Genomic DNA, 17,065 nt, shown 5'->3' on the forward strand with positions numbered 1-17,065 from the left:
GTTAAAGAATCAAGGTATTGATTTAATTACGTATCATCGAAAGAACATGCGGACTGTTCAACTCTGTGCACAAGATGAATATCACTTAAAACAACGTAATAAGATAGAAACGTTATTTAGCTTATTGAAAGGACAATACAATTTAGTGACGAGTAAGGCACGTAGTATTCATGGATTTCTAAGTGGGATTTATGCATCGTTATGTGCATATCAATTAACCCAACGAAATAAGCCAAAAATTCAAATTATGGAATCAGTGGCTTAAACAGGATTCGGGTTATTCTATGTATTTTTTTTATGTGTATTATTTTTATTAAAAATTATAATTAAAAACAATGATTTAAATTTGTTTATTTTTTTGAGAATTATTATTGATAAATTGAATAATGCTCATCCAAAATTTACATAAACAAGCTTTTATTTGTTGATTTTGTAAACAAAAATACAGGTAAATTATTTTAAAGGCTGATGTGAGTGAAGCAAGATTTGCAGCCCTTATCGATTATCTATAATCAGAAATCAGGATTCCATGCGACACAACAAGAGGATGTTTATGAAAGCCTGATGACATTGTGGACACAATATCATTTTGAAATTCAGGTTTTTAAATTAAATCAACACATTGATTTTGATGAAATGATGAGAAAAGTTTTAGCTCGTCATCAATATGCACATTTGCGTGGTGTTGTGGTGGCTGCGGGTGGTGATGGAACTTTAAATGCCGTTGCAAAAAAGTTGCTACATACTGATATTCCGATGGGAATCATTCCTTTAGGAACTTTTAATTATGTTGCACGTGCGCTAGATATTCCGATTGATGTGGTTCAAGCAGCAGAGCTGATCGCCATAGGTCAGCCACGCGATGTTCATGTGGCAATGATCAACGATCAAATTTATTTGAATAATGCCAGTCTAGGTTTGTATCCTTTATTCATCAAGAAACGTGAATTATATAATCACTATTTAGGGCGTTTTCCATTACATGCTTATACGTCAGCTTTGGATGTATTGCTTCGTGAACATAAATCATTAAAGCTTGCGGTTACTGTCGATGGTCAAAAATATCCTGTTGCGACGCCTTTAATTTTTTTTGGAAATAATCAACTGCAATTGAGTGATATGAAATTAAGAATTGCAGAATGTGCGGCAAAAGGAAAGTTAGCAGGCGTGGTGGTGGTTAAAAGTGATCGACTCAGTTTATTAAAAATGTTGTGGCGGTTAATTCAAGGGAAAATTGACCAGAAGAGAGATGTTTATTCTTTCTGTGCCGAGGAAATACGAGTTGATTGTAAAAAGTCAAAACTCACTGTTGCAGTAGATGGTGAATTGGTGCAGATGCAGCCGCCATTAAAATTTTCAGTTCAAAAATCAGCGTTAAAAGTGATGGTTCCAAATGTTGTTACACCTGTCTGATCTACATTTTGGTACTGAGCGTGTGGGATGTATTCAAGCCATACAGCAATTTTGTCAGCAATATCGTCCAGAAGCGATTGTTGTGAGTGGTGATCTTACACAACGCGCTCGTTTTAAGCAGTTTTATCATTGTCGCCAGTTTTTAGATTCTCTGCATATCCCATATCTTGTAGTGCCAGGCAATCATGATATTCCGCTTTATCATGTTTGGAATCGTTTTTTCTCCCCATTTGTTCGTTATCAAGCTTTCTTTGGTGGTTTAGAACCGACGTTGGAAACGGAGCATTTTTATCTTGTCGGAATGAATAGTATTCGTCGTAGATACCATACACGAGGGCATATTTCTCTTGAACAAATTCATGAGACGAGCAGAAGGTTAAAGAATGCACCAGCCAATAAAATAAAGTTAGTCGTTTTCCATCAACCTTTTTATACCTTTCCCAATGAGCATGGCGATAAGGATTGTCCTGTACTGGCTAAAATTGCATTAGAAGCTTGGGGCGAAGAGGGATTGTTTGGTTTATTACACGGGCATTTGCATAAAGTTGCTGTGCATGATTTAAATCAAATTTTTCAGTTGGGATTTGATCATCCAATTTTAGATATTCATGCTGGAACAGCCACTTCAAATCGATTGCGTTTTGGATTGTCAAATAGTTTTAACGTGATTTTGGAAGATGGAATAATTGAGCATTATTGGTTTGATGAGAAAGACAATATCTTTGTTCCATCACAAAATGTTGTTTAATTCGACATGTCTGAAGAGTTGTGCTTAAAAAAACATCTATAAATGGAATTTTTTTTCATTTTCCCCTTGAAGCCTTTTTTTTTAACCCCACAAAAGTGGCATATCAAAAATTTGTGTATTGCTTCAAACCGAGCAATACAAATTAATCAAAAAGACTAAGTCTGATGGAGTTAACTATGAGCAACATTCGTCCATTACATGATCGTGTTGTGATTCGTCGCGTAGAAGAAGAAACTAAAACGGCTGGTGGTATTTTACTTCCAGGTTCTGCCGCTGAAAAACCATCTCAAGGTGAAATCATTGCAGTAGGTAATGGTCAAATTACTGACAATGGCGTTCGTGCTTTAGACGTTAAAGTTGGTGATAAAGTATTGTTCGGTACTTATGCGGGTACAACAGTAAAAGTAAGTGGTGAAGAACTCTTGATCATGAAAGAGTCAGACATCTTAGCTGTACTCGAAGGCTAATCGATACATAACTCACAAATTATCAGATTCAGTATTTAAAAAGATTCGGAGTTTAACATGTCAGCTAAAGACGTAAAATTTGGTGATTCAGCTCGCTCAAAAATGATCGCAGGCGTAAACGTACTTGCAGATGCAGTAAAAGTAACTTTAGGCCCTAAAGGTCGTAATGTTGTTATTGACCGTTCTTTCGGTGCACCACACATCACTAAAGATGGTGTAACTGTTGCGAAAGAAATTTCTTTAAAAGACAAGTTTGAAAACATGGGTGCTCAACTTGTACGTGAAGTTTCTTCTAAAACCAATGACATCGCAGGTGACGGTACAACAACTGCAACTGTACTTGCTCAAGCAATCTTAAATGAAGGGATCAAATCTGTAACCGCAGGTATGAACCCAATGGATTTAAAACGTGGTATCGACATCGCAGTAAAAACGGTTGTTGAAAATATCCGTACCAACGCAAAACCTGCTGATGACTTCAAAGCGATTGAGCAAGTTGGTTCGATCTCTGCGAACTCAGATACCACAGTTGGTAAGTTGATTGCACAAGCAATGGAACGTGTTGGTAAAGAAGGTGTTATTACTGTAGAAGAAGGTTCTGGTTTCGAAGACGCTTTAGACGTTGTAGAAGGTATGCAATTTGATCGTGGTTATATCTCTCCATATTTCGCGAACAAACCAGAGACTTTAACGGCTGAACTTGAAAATCCATTCATCCTTCTTGTTGACAAAAAAATCAGCAACATCCGTGAATTGATTGCAGTATTAGAAGCCGTTGCTAAAACGGGTAAACCACTTTTGATCATCGCTGAAGATGTTGAAGGCGAAGCGCTTGCGACGCTTGTTGTGAATAACATGCGCGGTATCATCAAAGTATGTGCAGTGAAAGCCCCTGGTTTTGGTGACCGTCGTAAAGCAATGCTTCAAGACATCGCGATCTTGACTGGCGCGACGGTGATTTCTGAAGAAGTAGGTATGTCTTTAGAGCAAGCTTCTCTTCAAGACCTTGGTACTGCACACAAAATCACTGTATCTAAAGAAAACACAGTGATTGTTGATGGTGCGGGTAATGCGGCTCAAATCTCTGAACGTGTTCAACAGATTCGTGCGCAAATCGAAGAATCAACGTCTGAATATGACAAAGAAAAACTTCAAGAACGCGTTGCTAAATTAGCAGGCGGTGTTGCAGTCATCAAAATTGGTGCGGCAACTGAAGTTGAAATGAAAGAGAAGAAAGACCGTGTAGATGATGCGCTTCATGCAACTCGTGCAGCAGTTGAAGAAGGTGTTGTTGCTGGTGGTGGTGTTGCCCTCGTACGTGCAGTCAATCAATTAGATGGCTTAAAAGGCGCGAACGAAGATCAAACTGCGGGTATCAATATTTTACGCCGTGCGATTGAAGCACCCCTTCGCCAAATCGTTGCGAATGCAGGTGATGAGCCATCTGTCGTGATCAATGCGGTAAAAGCAGGTGAAGGTAACTTCGGTTATAATGCTGCAACTGGTGAATATGGCGATATGTTAGAAATGGGTATTCTTGACCCTGCTAAAGTAACGCGTTCTGCACTTGAACATGCAGCTTCTGTTGCTGGTTTGATGTTAACAACTGAATGTATGATTACTGATCTGCCAGAAGATAAACCTGCTGCTCCTGATATGGGCGGTATGGGCGGTATGGGTGGAATGATGTAATTACATCTTCTTCCCAGATCAAAAAATCCCTGCGAATGCAGGGATTTTTTACGTTTGTAGAATAGAAAAAGTCTTACTAACAGGTTATTAATAATCTGATTGATATTTATAAAACTAAGAATTGAATAGAAAACAAATTATTGGAGCTATAAATGAATAAATTCTTTTATTTCTTGATCGGTTATGGCTTCTTGAGCTGTCCAGCTTATGCTGAAAGCATTAAAGATTCATTGAATGGAGAGACTAAATTCTTTATCAATATTTATGGCTTTGCAGCAGATATTGATGGAGTAATTGGTTATCAAGGATTGAATTATCAAGTTGATCAACCATTTAAAGATACGCTTGAAGCACTAGATAAAGCATTGATGGGGCATTTTGAAATAAATAAAGGTAAATGGGGCATTTTTTCAGATATCCAATATGTAAAGACTGAGGAAAAAAAAGATGTACTCCCTTTTCCTGTTGCATTATCCACCAAAGTGAATTTAAGTAATTTAGGTATTTATTATCGAGCTTATGAACAATTTGCTGATGCAAAGGGTTTAGTTATCGAACCGACCTTAGGTTTTAACTATACAGATTTAGAGGCGGATTTATCTGCTTTAGGTATGCAAGTTTCAGTGGGAAAAAGTTGGGCTGAGTATTTTGGTGGGGTGCGGATAAAATATAATACGGATTCGTCTTGGAATTTAGCCGCCCAATATACGTATGGGATTGAGCAGACCCAAATCGCACAAGCATATTTAGGTTATCGTCAAAATATATGGACCAATCCGATCAACTTTAGAGTGGGTTATCGTTATGTATCACAAGATTACAAAGATGGCGCTTTTAAATGGGATACTGTACAACAGGGACCAGTAGTCGGAATTGGTCTTGCTTTTTAAGGTCAATTTGATGGTAAATGAGAGAATAAATCGACATATGATTCATTCTCTCCGATCATGGTTATTTAAGTAAAATAATCATCCAAGTACAAAAGATAATCGCAAGAGAAACAAATTGAGCAGCACTGCCCATGTCTTTTGCATTTTTAGAAAGTTGATGTTTTTCTAAAGAAATACGGTCGACGACTGCTTCAATTGCTGAATTAAATAATTCAACAATAATTGCAAGCAAACAAACAGCCACCATAAGTGCTTGTTCTAGAGCAGAGACATCAACCAAAAAACTGATGGGGATCAAAATCAAATTAAGTAAAATAACTTGCCTAAATGCGGCTTCATGGCTAAAAGCGGCTTTAAATCCTGCGAGTGAATAACCCGTTGCATTAAAAATACGCTTGATACCAGTTTTGCCTTTATAGGGAGAGTAAGGCGTCATGATAGAACTGCTTATGAAGAAAACATAACTATTATAAAATTAAAAGTAGGCTTGAGGATTGGCAATAAGTCGCATGATTGCATCAAAATTATAGTGTTTCTCGCCATTTTCACTGGAACATTGAGATTTGATTTGTCAATTTCCCTTGTGCTAAGGATAATGAGCACAGACAAGTTGATGGAAGGCACTGCATGAAAATTATCGCAGATGAAAATTTGGCATTTACCGATTATTTCTTTGCGGAATTTGCAGAAATACAGCATAAAGCTGGGCGTACACTCACGCATGTAGATGTACAGGATGCAGATGCTCTTTTGGTTCGATCTGTGACCAAAGTCAATCATGCATTAATTGATCAGACAAAAATTCAATTTGTGGGTAGTGCGACAATTGGCACAGACCATCTCGATATCCCAGCGTTAGAACAACAAAACATTGCATGGAGCAATGCTGCGGGCTGCAATGCACAAGCCGTTGCTGAATATGTGATTACCGCTTTATTGCATTTGAATATCGACTTATTAGAACAAGAGAAAGCTTTTACGTTAGCAATTGTTGGTTTAGGCAATGTAGGGAGTCGACTCGCAGTTATGGCTCAATTGTTGGGCTGGAATGTGATTGGCTATGATCCTTATGTGCAACTGGCAGGCATTGAAAATCTATCTTTTGATGAGTTGTTAAAACATGCCAATGCAATTTCGATTCATGTGCCTTTAACGTTGTCGGGCGAATATCCAACACAGCATTTGTTTAATGAAGCTGCATTTGCTGCAATGAAGCCATCCGCTATTCTAATCAACAGTGCACGTGGGTCTGTGATTCAGCAATCTGCATTGATGGCTGATATTGAGAAAACCAAACGCCAAGTCGTACTCGATGTATTTGAGTTTGAACCAGAAATTCCTGAAATTTTATTAAATATGTTGGCTTTAGCGACACCGCATATTGCAGGTTATAGCCTTGAAGGTAAGGCAAGAGGTACACAGATGATCTATGAAGCCTTTTGTCGTAAATTCGCTTATCCAGCATCCAAACAGTTTGAAAGCCAATTACCAAGTGTTGCACCGTATTTTGAGCAACAAGCTTTAAACGCTGCTCTCAGAGAGCATCTTACACAAATTTATGATATTGCAGCGGATGATCAACAACTTCGTGACTGCGTTCAAAACGGTAAGGTCGAGCAAACAGCATTTGATTTACTCCGTAAAAATTATCCTTTACGCCGTGAATGGGCAGCACACAGTGGACCAAAAGCATGAGCCAAGATATGAAAACTTATCAACCAACTTGTTCTATTGATGCATTAAAAGCACGTGCAGAAATGTACCATAAGATTCGCCAGTTTTTTGCTGAGCGAAATGTATTGGAGGTTGAAACGCCAGTTTTGTCGCAGGCAGGCGTGACGGATGTACATTTGGCATCGGTACAAGTACAGCGTCATATTTATGGGAAATTGAATACTCAATATTTACAGACTTCACCTGAATTTCCAATGAAACGCTTATTAGCCAGTGGCAGTGGGGCGATTTATCAAATCTGTAAAGTCTTCCGTGATGATGAACATGGTCGCAAGCACAATAGCGAATTTACTATGTTGGAATGGTATCGACCCAACTTAGATTTAAAAGCATTAATGCATGAAACAGCCGATTTATTAGAAACCTGTTTAGCACATCGCTTTGGTGAAGTTCGTCCCTATATTTTAAGCTATAAACATGCTTTTCAAGATCGCTTGGATATTAATCCATTACAAGCAACGTTAAAGCAACTCAAAGAGACAGCGAATCGAGTGGGTCTAAATCTTGATTTAGGTGATGATCGTTTGGGTTATATGGATTTATTATTTTCTCATTTTGTTGAACCGAGTTTAGGTTTCGATGCACCCGTATTTTTAACTGATTTCCCACCTGAAATGGCGTCATTAGCCAAAGTGAAAACGGATGAAGATGGTGAATTGGTTGCAGCACGTTTTGAGGTGTATATCGAAGGTTTAGAATTGGCAAATGCCTATGATGAACTTCTAGATGCGGATGTATTAGCAGGTCGTTTTGATGCAGATAATGCGGAACGTGCCCAACAAGGTTTGTCCGTCATTCCAACAGATCAATATCTTTTAGCGGCTTTGCCGCATATGCCAGAATGCTCAGGTATTGCGCTAGGCATTGATCGCTTACTTATGGTCGCGATGAATAAGATGAAAATTGATCAAGTGATCACATTTCCAGCAGAGATTGCCTAAGACTTAGGTTTTCAGAAGCCTATAAAAATTGCATTAATAATTGAATTAATTCACTTTGCCGATGTGTTTTGGTTTTTTTGAAGATCGCCTGTAAATGTTTTTTGACCGTATCTGCTTGAATCTCATGCGCAAGGGCAATTTCTTTGGTGGTTTTCCCTTCAAGTAATTGCTCACATATTCTATGTTCAACAGGTGTAAACATAAAAAGCTGAGTACAAATTTGTTTCTGATATTTGGGTTTATGCCTTAGCCCAGAAAATGTCGCGAGTAGAACAGGGCGTAAACCAAAGATTTTATTGGTTTTTTCTGGGCTTAGTAAATCTAGTGTTAAGAAGAGATGGTGATCAATCATCATCGTCTTACTACGCTCGTTATAAGCTAAATCATGATTATTTTGATAGTTACGTTCTAGCTCGATCAGGTTGAGTTCAAATTGTTGTTGTCTACTTTCATTGAATGCAAAGCGGCGTTGTTTGATTTGGATAGATTCATTATTTTTCAAGAGCTGTTTTGCTTCGGTATTTAGTTCTAAAACATCACCATTCAAGTTAATAATCGCAATCGGTTGATTCATTTTTTGAATCAATTGTGACCCTAGTAAAGTCATAAGCGAGTATTCAAAATGATGGCGATATTGCTGAACTTTTTGTTGTAATCTCGGTAAGATTTCATAAATCGGTTGCAATTCAGAGCAACTCAAAGTACCGCGATCTGGGCTGGTTAGAAAAGAAAGAATAACGCAGACTTTGTGATCATAAATAATTTGAATCGCTGAACAGAAACGTAAATCCAGTGGTTGTAATACCTGTTGATAGACTTGGGTTTGAATAATTTCATCTTCTGCAAAATGTTGAAAACAATGCATCCAACCATCTATAGGTGCCAATAGCATTTTATGTAGACGTGGGTCATCATCAATATCTAAACGAATTTGTTTTAGGGCAGCTTGTTCAAGTTGATGTGCATCAAAATCTACTCCATGATGGACACTAAATGAAAGTGCTTGTACTTCAAGGTCGACAGCGAGTAGTTGGGATGCTTGAAGATTAAAATGTTGATTCAGTTGTTCTAATAAAATAATCCAATCATCAGCATGCTGCACCTTATTTAAGATTTCCATGACAGTGCTTTGTTGGCTTAGATCCATTCAAAAATCTCATTAAAATAAATAGAATACATTTCCATGTAGTTTATATGGGTTTTAATTAAATGAAATCAGTAACTGAAATATATTCTAGTTTTATTTATACAATTTGATGAGATGAATCATTTGAAAGAAAAAAACTGAATGAACTTTATCACTTGATGAAAAATGCCTAAGCCTTACCAAAGCCTAGGCCAGATTGAATTTAACAACGTCCTTTTTTAGCTTGTCCCGGAGGACAAAAATCACCGTGACCCTCATGATGGTCAGGATTAACAATTACGCTACCATGAGGCGTATGTACGGCACAGGCTGATAAACCAAATGTCATTAAAGTGCTGAAGCAAAGTAGTATTATTTTCATCATTGCATCCTCTTTTTATTGCTTTCTCATTCACTTTAAATAGATCTGTACTTTTCGACTAGCATCGACATGAGTGATTTCTAATGAATATTTGTATCATGATTGGGGGCGTAATACGGTTCTAAATCCGACATGGGTTGCTGCTAAATCAAATTCCTGTGGATAGCGGCTGCTATTACGATAACGCGCACAGAAATTGGAGGCACATAAAAAAGAGCCACCTTTTAATACATATTGTGTGACATGAGCATCTTGCTGGCGTAGTTCAGTGTAATTCCCCATATGTTGATCATGCGCACCGTGATAAACCGAAGATGTCCATTCCCACACATTGCCGATCATATCGTATAACTTGAATGCATTTGCAGGATAGCATCCTACGGGTGCAACACTTTCAAAATGGTCTTCAGCGGTATTTTTTTGTGGAAACTCACCTTGCCAATAATTAGCTTGAGGATGTTGATGTGCATCCTGTGGGGCTTGACGTAAAGGGGTATCCGTTTTTGAACCTGCTTTGGCTGCATATTCCCACTCTTGTTCAGTGGGTAAATCTCGCCCTAACCAAACTGCATAATGCTCTGCATCATTTTTAGTGACATAGCGGACGGGTTCAGAAGGGAGAGGTGCTTGCCCCTTAGCACCGTTAGGTGTTTTCCATGTGTAATCTGCTTTGAGTTGCCACCATTGATTCGGAGTGTTCACATTCGGTGAAAATACCGCAGCCTGTTTTTGTTTTTCTGCATCGGTGATGTAGTTTGTAGCTTTCACAAAACTAGAAAATTGGGCAACCGTCACTTCAGTTTGGTCGATCCAAAAACCATCTACTTGACGTTGTTTTTCTCCAAAATTTAACTCATCGGGATAGGCTTGGTTGGAACCAAGCTGAAAAGAACCTTTGGCAATCCAAACCATGCCCGCCGTTTGATTTTTTTGCCATGCATTGGGTAAGCCTGAATATTGTTGGCATTGTTGTAATGTGCCAAGTTGTGTCTGTGTCTGTGTCTGTGTCTGTGTCTGTGTCTGTGTCGTGGTTTGCGTATGTGCATGACGGCTATCAGGCGTAACTTTACTACAGCCTGTCACAAAGGACAGGCTACAGATTGATGCGAATAAGGAAATAAACTTCATTTAATATTGTATTCCTTGACGCCATTTTGCTGGGTGTATTGGTTATATACCTTGACAAGTTCTTGTAATTTGGTTGGATTATCTTGGGCAAGGTTTTGGGTTTCTCCACGATCATTTTTGAGGTTATAGAGTTCCCATGTACCCGTTCCAAGCTCTGATTTGCCTTGTAATGCAATCTTCCAGTCACCTTGACGAGCGTATTTACTACCATGTAGTTCATCTGCGAAATTAAAGTTTACAGGGCGAATCGCTTGAGCTTTATTTTCGAGCACTGATTTCCAAGAATAACCACTTGGCGTATTGATTTGACGCCCTTTATATTGACCTTGTGGGACTGCAATGTTGGCATAATCGAGCACAGTCGGGAACACATCGAGTACAGAAGCAAAACCATGATGGGTTGCTTGAGCTTTATTTTGATGTGGAAGTTTTACAATTGCAGGCGCTGTGGTTGCACCTTCACCTGCGGTGTCTTTCCATAAATGAAAAGGTGCTGCGCTGACTTCTGCCCAACGTGGTCCAACATAATGATAAGAGTTTGATGTACCAACATTATTTACACCATTATCAAAACCTGATTCCGCTCCATAATTGCCACGAATAAAGCCTTCTGCACCATTATCCGAAACGAAGAAGATTAAGGTATTGTCATATAGATTATTACGTTTCAGATATTGAATCACACGACCAATATTGGCATCCAAATTTTCGACCATGCCTGCATAGATTTCCATTCTGCGCGCTTCTAAAGCTTTTTGCTCGCTCGAAAGTTCATTCCATTTACCATATTTTTGTGGTGCATTTTGAGAAGCAATTGGTTCAGCCGCAGTAAAATTAGCAGGAATTAATCCAAGTTGCTTTTGGCGTGCAATCCGTGCGTCACGAATCACATCATAACCCGCATCGTAAACACCACGATAACGGTCACGATATTCGGTTGGTGCTTGTAAAGGCCAATGTGGGGCAGTGTAAGCCGCATAGGCAAAGAATGGTTTACCTGAATTTTTTCCTGATTCTAAGTAGCTAATTAATTTATCGGTAAAATAATTGGTTGAGAAAAAATCATCAGGTAAGGATGAGATCGGCACTGGTTTGCCGTCTTCAGTATAAGTCGCATTACGTTTATAAGCAGACGGAGCTTGTTTAAAATGTAGGTCTAAACCTTGTAGTAAGGTAAAGGAATGATCAAAGCCTTTGGCATGTGCATTGGTCGCATCAGTCAGACCTAAATGCCATTTACCACTGATATACGTTCGATAGCCATTATCTTTGAGGACTTCTGCAATCGAGAGTGAACGTTCATTTAAATAGCCTTCATAGCCAGGTTGCCCCTTTAAGTGAGTAGGCGTGAGTTCCGCCATTGCACCAATACCAGCTAAATGATGGTCTGTGCCTGAAATCAACTGAGAACGGGTTGGTGAACAGGTTGGAGCAGTATGGTAATCTGTTAAGATTCGACCTTCTTGGGTCAGTGCATCAATATTTGGAGTATGGATTTCTCCTCCAAAAGCGCCTAAATCTGAATAGCCTAAGTCATCTGCCATGATGAATAAAATGTTAGGTTGTTTCTTTGTTTCAACCACAGTGGTTGAATTATCAGAATCGTTATTGCTGCAAGCTGAAATTGACAGGCTAAATAATGCAATTGAAAGTGTACTAAGAAGGCTATTACGAGACATTAGAATCGACTTAATTTTCTAAAAGAATTAAATGAAGTTTAGAGTTTTGATTTTTATGATAAAAATAATTAAATTTTGATTGTTAATCTGAAAAAAAGAAAAGCCCCGATTACGGGGCTAATTTTTGCATCAATTAGAACGGTATTTGGGTGAGTTGATTTAGAAAGTGGGGCAGTACTTTCGGTTCTAATAAGATTGTAACGATAACACCATAGGCAGCTCCCCATAGGTGAGCACTATGGTTGATATTGGTATTCCCTTGTTTACCTGACCAGATGCTATAGGCAACATATAAAATGGCAAAAATAATAGCGGGCACGGGGATAAAGAAAACAAATATCAACTTCCAGGGTTGAAACAGAATATAAGCAAACAATACTGCTGATACAGCACCAGATGCACCTAAACTTGCCCAGTGAATATCATGTCGGTGTTTTAAATAGCTTGGTAAAATTGCTGCAATTAATCCACCTAAATAAAATAAGACAAAGCCAGTGTCATAGAAAAACTGACGGTAAAAGCTTTCAATAATATTGCCAAAGAAAAATAGCGTGATCATGTTAAAGAGCAAATGTGTACCATCTGCATGAACAAAACCGTGTGTGATAAACCGGTCATATTGCCCGCGTTGCATAGCAGGTGGCCAAAAAATTAAACGATTCATCACCGTTTTATTAGAGAGTGCTAACAAGGAAATTGCAACGGTAATAATGATGAGCGTCACAGTATGATTAAAGGGTAGATGTAACATAAATGTTTTAAAATTGATCAGTGTCTAGGCAATAATGCCATTAAAAACTTAATAAACAATGATCTTGCATAGAATTCCTACAAAAATGGTTGATTTTTTTTTATTACACTCCATCTTCGGTTAAGATAACGACATCAGCTTGAGGATTATTGTTATGTCGACTGAGAACACTGCCATTGCAGAAGAAATTCCAAACCTTTTGATTACTCCCTCTGCGCAAGAGTATTTAAGCGATTTATTGTCAAAACAAAATACTCCAGGAATTGGCGTTCGTGTTTTTGTAGAGCACCCAGGTACACCACGTGCAGAGTGCTGCATGGCATATAGCGCACCTGATGAAGTGGTACCAACAGACTACAAACAGGAATATCCTGATTTTCCTGCTTATGTTGATGCACCATCAATTCCATATCTTTTAGATGCTGTGATTGATTACAACAAAGACCGTTTTGGTGGTCAATTAACTTTCCGTGCGCCAAACTCAAAAGTGCCACGTGTCGGGCCAGATGCATCAATCGAAGAACGCATTACCTATATTCTACAATCTGAAATCAATCCAGGTTTAGAAGGGCATGGCGGCAATTGTAGTTTAGTCGAAGTGAAAGATGATCCAGAGCATGGTCTTACTGCTGTATTGAAATTTGGTGGTGGTTGCCAAGGCTGTTCAGCAATTGATGTGACCTTAAAACAGGGTGTGGAAACAACCTTACAACAACATGTTCCTGAACTAAAGCGTGTGGTTGATCAAACAGATCACTCTCAGGCTGATGGTGCATACTTTAAGTAATTAAACTTGAAATTTACTGTATTTTTAAAAGCCCTTTCGAGGGCTTTTTTTATTTCTTTATAAAAATATACAAATTTTTATTTAGTTTAAAATCATATAAATAATTATAAAAATGAATATATAAATAATAATTATTATCATTTGTGTTGAGTTGTACGATTTTTTTGTTAGAATTCCCAATGATTTTTAAGAAAAAATTAAGATTTATCTGATTTAGGTGTGAATATGTCCAAGAAAATAGTTCGTCAAACCTTACTCGCAATTTCGGTTTCTAGCAGTATGCTAACATTCGGACATGCAGCAGAAACGTTGATGACTGAAAAATAATCAGTTGAAAAGTCAAGTGAAAATAATGTTGTTAAGCTAGAAACAATTGTTTTGACAGCCAGTGGGTTTGAGCAGGATATTAAGAAAGCAGCAGCATCTATTTCCGTTCTTACACAAGAAGAAATCAATAAAAAAGCATATCGTGATGTAACTGATGCACTCAAAGATGTTCCTGGTGTTGTGGTGACAGGTGGTGGTAGTTCAAGTGATATTAGTATTCGTGGTATGGGCAGTGCTTACACCGTTATTATGGTGGATGGAAAAAAAGTAAATACACGCTCAGTACGACCAAATAGTGATAATTCGGGTATTGAACAAGGTTGGTTGCCAAATATTGGTGCAATTGAGCGTATTGAAGTGATTCGTGGACCGATGTCAGGATTATATGGTTCAGATGCGATGGGTGGGGTGATCAACATCATTACAAAGAAAGCTGGGAATGAATGGACTGGATCAATCAAGCTCGACACAACATTACAAGAAAACTCAAACTCTGGAAATGTGTATCAATCCAATGTTTATATTGCAGGCCCTTTGATTGCTAAGCTTTTATCTTTTAAAGCAAATGGATTGTATTCTCAACGTGATGAAGATGAAATCTATGGAGGGTATAGTAAACAAACAATTCGTGCGGGTGGGGCAGCCTTTAGCCTTACACCGAATGATGACCATACCATTGATTTGGAATATCAGCGTTCGATTCAAAATCGAGATGCCACGGTGGGTAAAAGTATTTCTCCAGTACAAACTGGACGTAACCCACCGACAAACTCGTTAACAGATTATTATCGTACAGAATATAGTTTGACGCATCGAGGTAAGATTGGCGCTATAGAAACACATTCATATATCCAACGTGAAGAGAATGACAATCCATCACGTAATATGGAAGCAATCAATACTACCTTTAATAGCATTAATAAAATTGATTTTGATCGTCATAGTCTCAGCTTTGGCGGGATGTATTTAAAAGAAGAATTAGAAGATAAAGGGAATCAGTTAAGTATTGGTGGTGCAAGACCTGTTTCAAATCTTGATCGTTATAGCTGGGCGTTATTTGCTGAAAATGCGTGGAATATTGTTGATGATTTCACTTTGACCAGTTCGTTGCGTTTAGATAAAGATGAGAAATTTGGTGATCATTGGAGTCCAAAAGTTTATGGTATTTGGACGTTGGATGATCATTGGATCATAAAAGGCGGTGTATCAACTGGATATAAAACACCTGCATTGCGAGCAACTGTTGCTGAATGGGGGCAGGCGACGGGTGGTGGGCAAAGTAAAGGTGTGATTGTCGGCAATCCTGATTTGAAACCTGAGAAAAGTGTCAACTATGAGGTTTCTTTCAACTGGGATAGTTTAGATCGTCTGACCGCGGGTCTCACTTTATTTAATAGTGAGTTTAAAGATAAGATTACTGAAATTAGGACTTGTCAAGGAACTTCAGGCTCGTTGAGTTGTGATTGGTTAGGTGAAAAATTTGACTTTGTGAGCTTGCGTGAAAACGTCGATAAAGCAAATATGCGCGGTGCAGAAGCCACTTTCGGTTGGAATTTTTTACCAAATGTGAATGTGAGTGCGAACTACACTTTTACTGATACGGAACAAAAAAGTGGTGTAAATAGCGGAAAACCTTTAAATGAAATGCCAAAACATATATTCAACACAACCGCAGATTGGGAAATTAACGATCAGTTCTCAAGTTGGGGCCGTGTGAACTATCGTAGTAAAACCTCTGACTATTTAAGTCGCACCACCATGGCAAAGGGTAAACCTGCTTATACAATGGTTGATGTTGGCGTAAACTATAAGCCAACACAAAATATTGCAGTCGCAGCAGGTATTTATAATCTCTTTGATAAAGAAATTGATACTGCGACTTATAACTACGTCTTAGATGGACGCCGTTACAATCTTGGTATGACGTATCGTTTCTAAATAGCAGAAAGTGAAGGATAAGTGCAACACATGCCTTATCCTTCTTTGTTTAAGATTTCACTGACGTGCTCTGAATAATAAAATTTTTCTAAGTGTGCTCGTGCGCGTTGTCTTAAATAGCCTGTTTGAATCACTTGCTGTAGCACAGGCGTTAGTAGGTGACTCAATTCATTTTGGATCAAATCTTCATCGATATTGAGATCACGAAGTAATAGGTCAAACGTTCTCTCTTGGTTTCGTGCATACCACGCATATAAGCCATCATGGATTTGTTGTTTTAAATAAGGGGTTTGGCGAATATGATCCCAAATTTCATGACCCATACCAACCGTTGTTGGTAGGTCTTGGACTTCGAAATAATGGCGCAATACTGAGATCGGCATAAGTTTAATTTTATGCCAAATATTCGCTTGGAAATGATAGAGCTTGTCATCATTAAAGTGTTGATTTAAAACTCTTTCACTCATTTGGCTGATCTTTAAAATATTCTTTTGTAAATAATGTCCAATGGTTTCATTGAGATTTGAATCTGTGACCGACTCTAAAACAGATTTGCCCATTTTCATAAAATGTCCCACACCAGGAACACGTTTAGACATGACTGAATTATCTAGATAATCTTGAATTGAATGCTGGATAAGCTGAGTAATCAGAGCTGAAAAAGCAGGGTTGTTGACGATGGTCTTAATTAAATCTTGGCGATGTCTCGTTTTGCTCGCAACATATTGTGCAATTGAATCTATGGTGAGTACAGGAATCACTTCTTCAATCGTGGTGGTATCATTGAGTGGATGAATTAGAGCGAAACGAATATGTTCAGCAATTTGCTCAATTAAAAATGAACTGGCTGGCGTAGCGAGAATTTGTTTCTCGATGAGTTTAAATATTTGTTCAAATGACCAAATATGTTGTAGTTGTTGTAAACGTAACCAATGATAGAACTGTTTAAATTCATATTGAATCGTTTCGGTTTGTGCAAATTCTTGATCTAGAAAATCAAGTTGTGCATCTATTAATTGTTCTATCATTGGATGTTTAGACATAAAATCTCAAATTCTTAAT

At 38.1% G+C, this 17,065-nt stretch carries 16 protein-coding genes and 1 pseudogene; 10 read left to right on the forward strand and 7 right to left on the reverse strand.

Annotated elements, in window-relative coordinates; all coding sequences use genetic code 11:
• The 6 genes from C502_RS17990 to C502_RS0101300 all read left to right on the forward strand — a co-directional run.
• On the forward strand, positions 1-265 hold a 265-nt coding region (locus C502_RS17990), incomplete at its 5' end, for a transposase (protein WP_018677050.1).
• Positions 266-474: 209 nt separating this feature from the next.
• Complete coding sequence (locus C502_RS0101280; RefSeq protein ID WP_018677051.1) at positions 475-1,413, forward strand: diacylglycerol/lipid kinase family protein; 939 nt, start codon at positions 475-477, stop codon at positions 1,411-1,413.
• Positions 1,394-2,161: a metallophosphoesterase family protein gene (locus tag C502_RS0101285; protein ID WP_018677052.1), complete on the forward strand. Its 768-nt coding sequence runs from the start codon at positions 1,394-1,396 to the stop codon at positions 2,159-2,161. Before C502_RS0101280 ends, C502_RS0101285 begins: the two co-directional genes overlap by 20 nt.
• Positions 2,162-2,337: 176 nt before the next feature.
• Complete coding sequence (locus tag C502_RS0101290) at positions 2,338-2,628, forward strand: co-chaperone GroES (RefSeq protein WP_005144860.1); 291 nt, start codon at positions 2,338-2,340, stop codon at positions 2,626-2,628.
• A gap of 57 nt (positions 2,629-2,685) precedes the next feature.
• Positions 2,686-4,320, forward strand: coding sequence for a chaperonin GroEL (groL, locus tag C502_RS0101295; protein ID WP_018677053.1), 1,635 nt, complete (start codon positions 2,686-2,688; stop codon positions 4,318-4,320).
• Between the two features lie 152 nt (positions 4,321-4,472).
• A complete protein-coding gene (locus C502_RS0101300; protein ID WP_018677054.1) occupies positions 4,473-5,210 on the forward strand; it encodes an outer membrane beta-barrel protein in 738 nt (245 codons plus the stop codon).
• A gap of 61 nt (positions 5,211-5,271) precedes the next feature.
• On the opposite strand, the gene C502_RS0101305 is transcribed toward C502_RS0101300, so the two are convergent.
• Positions 5,272-5,646, reverse strand: a complete 375-nt coding sequence (locus C502_RS0101305) for a diacylglycerol kinase (protein ID WP_018677055.1) — start codon at positions 5,644-5,646, stop codon at positions 5,272-5,274.
• Positions 5,647-5,837: 191 nt separating this feature from the next.
• Here C502_RS0101305 and C502_RS0101310 point away from each other — a divergent pair, with 191 nt between their 5' ends.
• Both C502_RS0101310 and epmA read left to right on the forward strand, forming a co-directional pair.
• Positions 5,838-6,905, forward strand: a complete 1,068-nt coding sequence (locus C502_RS0101310) for a 4-phosphoerythronate dehydrogenase (RefSeq protein WP_018677056.1) — start codon at positions 5,838-5,840, stop codon at positions 6,903-6,905.
• Entirely contained in the window at positions 6,902-7,885 is a 984-nt protein-coding gene (gene epmA / locus C502_RS0101315) for an EF-P lysine aminoacylase EpmA (RefSeq protein ID WP_018677057.1), read from the forward strand. Before C502_RS0101310 ends, epmA begins: the two co-directional genes overlap by 4 nt.
• 19 nt (positions 7,886-7,904) lie before the next feature.
• On the opposite strand, the gene C502_RS0101320 is transcribed toward epmA, so the two are convergent.
• The 5 genes from C502_RS0101320 to C502_RS0101335 form a co-directional block, all read right to left on the reverse strand.
• Positions 7,905-9,032, reverse strand: coding sequence for a helix-turn-helix transcriptional regulator (locus tag C502_RS0101320; RefSeq protein WP_018677058.1), 1,128 nt, complete (start codon positions 9,030-9,032; stop codon positions 7,905-7,907).
• A gap of 202 nt (positions 9,033-9,234) precedes the next feature.
• Positions 9,235-9,393: a YgdI/YgdR family lipoprotein gene (locus C502_RS19400; protein WP_217997235.1), complete on the reverse strand. Its 159-nt coding sequence runs from the start codon at positions 9,391-9,393 to the stop codon at positions 9,235-9,237.
• 96 nt (positions 9,394-9,489) lie between these two features.
• The gene (locus tag C502_RS0101325; protein ID WP_018677059.1) at positions 9,490-10,521 is read right to left on the reverse strand and encodes a formylglycine-generating enzyme family protein; all 1,032 of its coding nucleotides are present in this window, start codon (positions 10,519-10,521) and stop codon (positions 9,490-9,492) included.
• Positions 10,518-12,200 carry an arylsulfatase gene (locus C502_RS0101330; protein ID WP_018677060.1) on the reverse strand — a complete coding sequence of 561 codons (1,683 nt, stop codon included), beginning with the start codon at positions 12,198-12,200 and terminating at the stop codon, positions 10,518-10,520. The genes C502_RS0101325 and C502_RS0101330 overlap by 4 nt, the downstream gene beginning before the upstream one ends.
• Before the next feature lie 133 nt (positions 12,201-12,333).
• Entirely contained in the window at positions 12,334-12,951 is a 618-nt protein-coding gene (locus tag C502_RS0101335) for a rhomboid family intramembrane serine protease (protein WP_018677061.1), read from the reverse strand.
• Positions 12,952-13,105: 154 nt separating this feature from the next.
• Between C502_RS0101335 and nfuA the strand changes: the two genes are divergently transcribed.
• Together nfuA and C502_RS17995 are read left to right on the forward strand one after the other, a co-directional pair.
• Positions 13,106-13,738 carry a Fe-S biogenesis protein NfuA gene (gene nfuA / locus C502_RS0101340; RefSeq protein ID WP_018677062.1) on the forward strand — a complete coding sequence of 211 codons (633 nt, stop codon included), beginning with the start codon at positions 13,106-13,108 and terminating at the stop codon, positions 13,736-13,738.
• Positions 13,739-14,092: 354 nt separating this feature from the next.
• A pseudogene (locus C502_RS17995) lies at positions 14,093-16,003 on the forward strand (ligand-gated channel protein); the annotation flags it as partial.
• 35 nt (positions 16,004-16,038) lie between these two features.
• Here C502_RS17995 and C502_RS0101350 read toward each other — a convergent pair.
• Positions 16,039-17,046, reverse strand: coding sequence for a hypothetical protein (locus C502_RS0101350; RefSeq protein ID WP_018677064.1), 1,008 nt, complete (start codon positions 17,044-17,046; stop codon positions 16,039-16,041).
• Positions 17,047-17,065: the final 19 nt, after the last annotated feature.

It is taken from the genome of Acinetobacter tjernbergiae DSM 14971 = CIP 107465 (genome assembly GCF_000374425.1).
Taxonomy (GTDB): Bacteria; Pseudomonadota; Gammaproteobacteria; order Pseudomonadales; family Moraxellaceae; genus Acinetobacter; species Acinetobacter tjernbergiae.

What these genes read in the sequence shown, in the direction of transcription:
- C502_RS0101330 (WP_018677060.1), bottom strand. Translation starts at nt 12,200, where the DNA reads ATGTCTCGTAATAGCCTTCTTAGTACACTTTCAATTGCATTATTTAGC.
- C502_RS0101325 (WP_018677059.1), bottom strand. Translation starts at nt 10,521, where the DNA reads ATGAAGTTTATTTCCTTATTCGCATCAATCTGTAGCCTGTCCTTTGTG.
- C502_RS0101290 (WP_005144860.1), top strand. Translation starts at nt 2,338, where the DNA reads ATGAGCAACATTCGTCCATTACATGATCGTGTTGTGATTCGTCGCGTA.
- groL (WP_018677053.1), top strand. Translation starts at nt 2,686, where the DNA reads ATGTCAGCTAAAGACGTAAAATTTGGTGATTCAGCTCGCTCAAAAATG.
- C502_RS0101350 (WP_018677064.1), bottom strand. Translation starts at nt 17,046, where the DNA reads ATGTCTAAACATCCAATGATAGAACAATTAATAGATGCACAACTTGAT.
- C502_RS0101320 (WP_018677058.1), bottom strand. Translation starts at nt 9,032, where the DNA reads ATGGATCTAAGCCAACAAAGCACTGTCATGGAAATCTTAAATAAGGTG.
- C502_RS0101285 (WP_018677052.1), top strand. Translation starts at nt 1,394, where the DNA reads ATGTTGTTACACCTGTCTGATCTACATTTTGGTACTGAGCGTGTGGGA.
- C502_RS0101300 (WP_018677054.1), top strand. Translation starts at nt 4,473, where the DNA reads ATGAATAAATTCTTTTATTTCTTGATCGGTTATGGCTTCTTGAGCTGT.
- C502_RS19400 (WP_217997235.1), bottom strand. Translation starts at nt 9,393, where the DNA reads ATGAAAATAATACTACTTTGCTTCAGCACTTTAATGACATTTGGTTTA.
- epmA (WP_018677057.1), top strand. Translation starts at nt 6,902, where the DNA reads ATGAGCCAAGATATGAAAACTTATCAACCAACTTGTTCTATTGATGCA.
- nfuA (WP_018677062.1), top strand. Translation starts at nt 13,106, where the DNA reads ATGTCGACTGAGAACACTGCCATTGCAGAAGAAATTCCAAACCTTTTG.
- C502_RS0101335 (WP_018677061.1), bottom strand. Translation starts at nt 12,951, where the DNA reads ATGTTACATCTACCCTTTAATCATACTGTGACGCTCATCATTATTACC.
- C502_RS0101310 (WP_018677056.1), top strand. Translation starts at nt 5,838, where the DNA reads ATGAAAATTATCGCAGATGAAAATTTGGCATTTACCGATTATTTCTTT.
- C502_RS0101305 (WP_018677055.1), bottom strand. Translation starts at nt 5,646, where the DNA reads ATGACGCCTTACTCTCCCTATAAAGGCAAAACTGGTATCAAGCGTATT.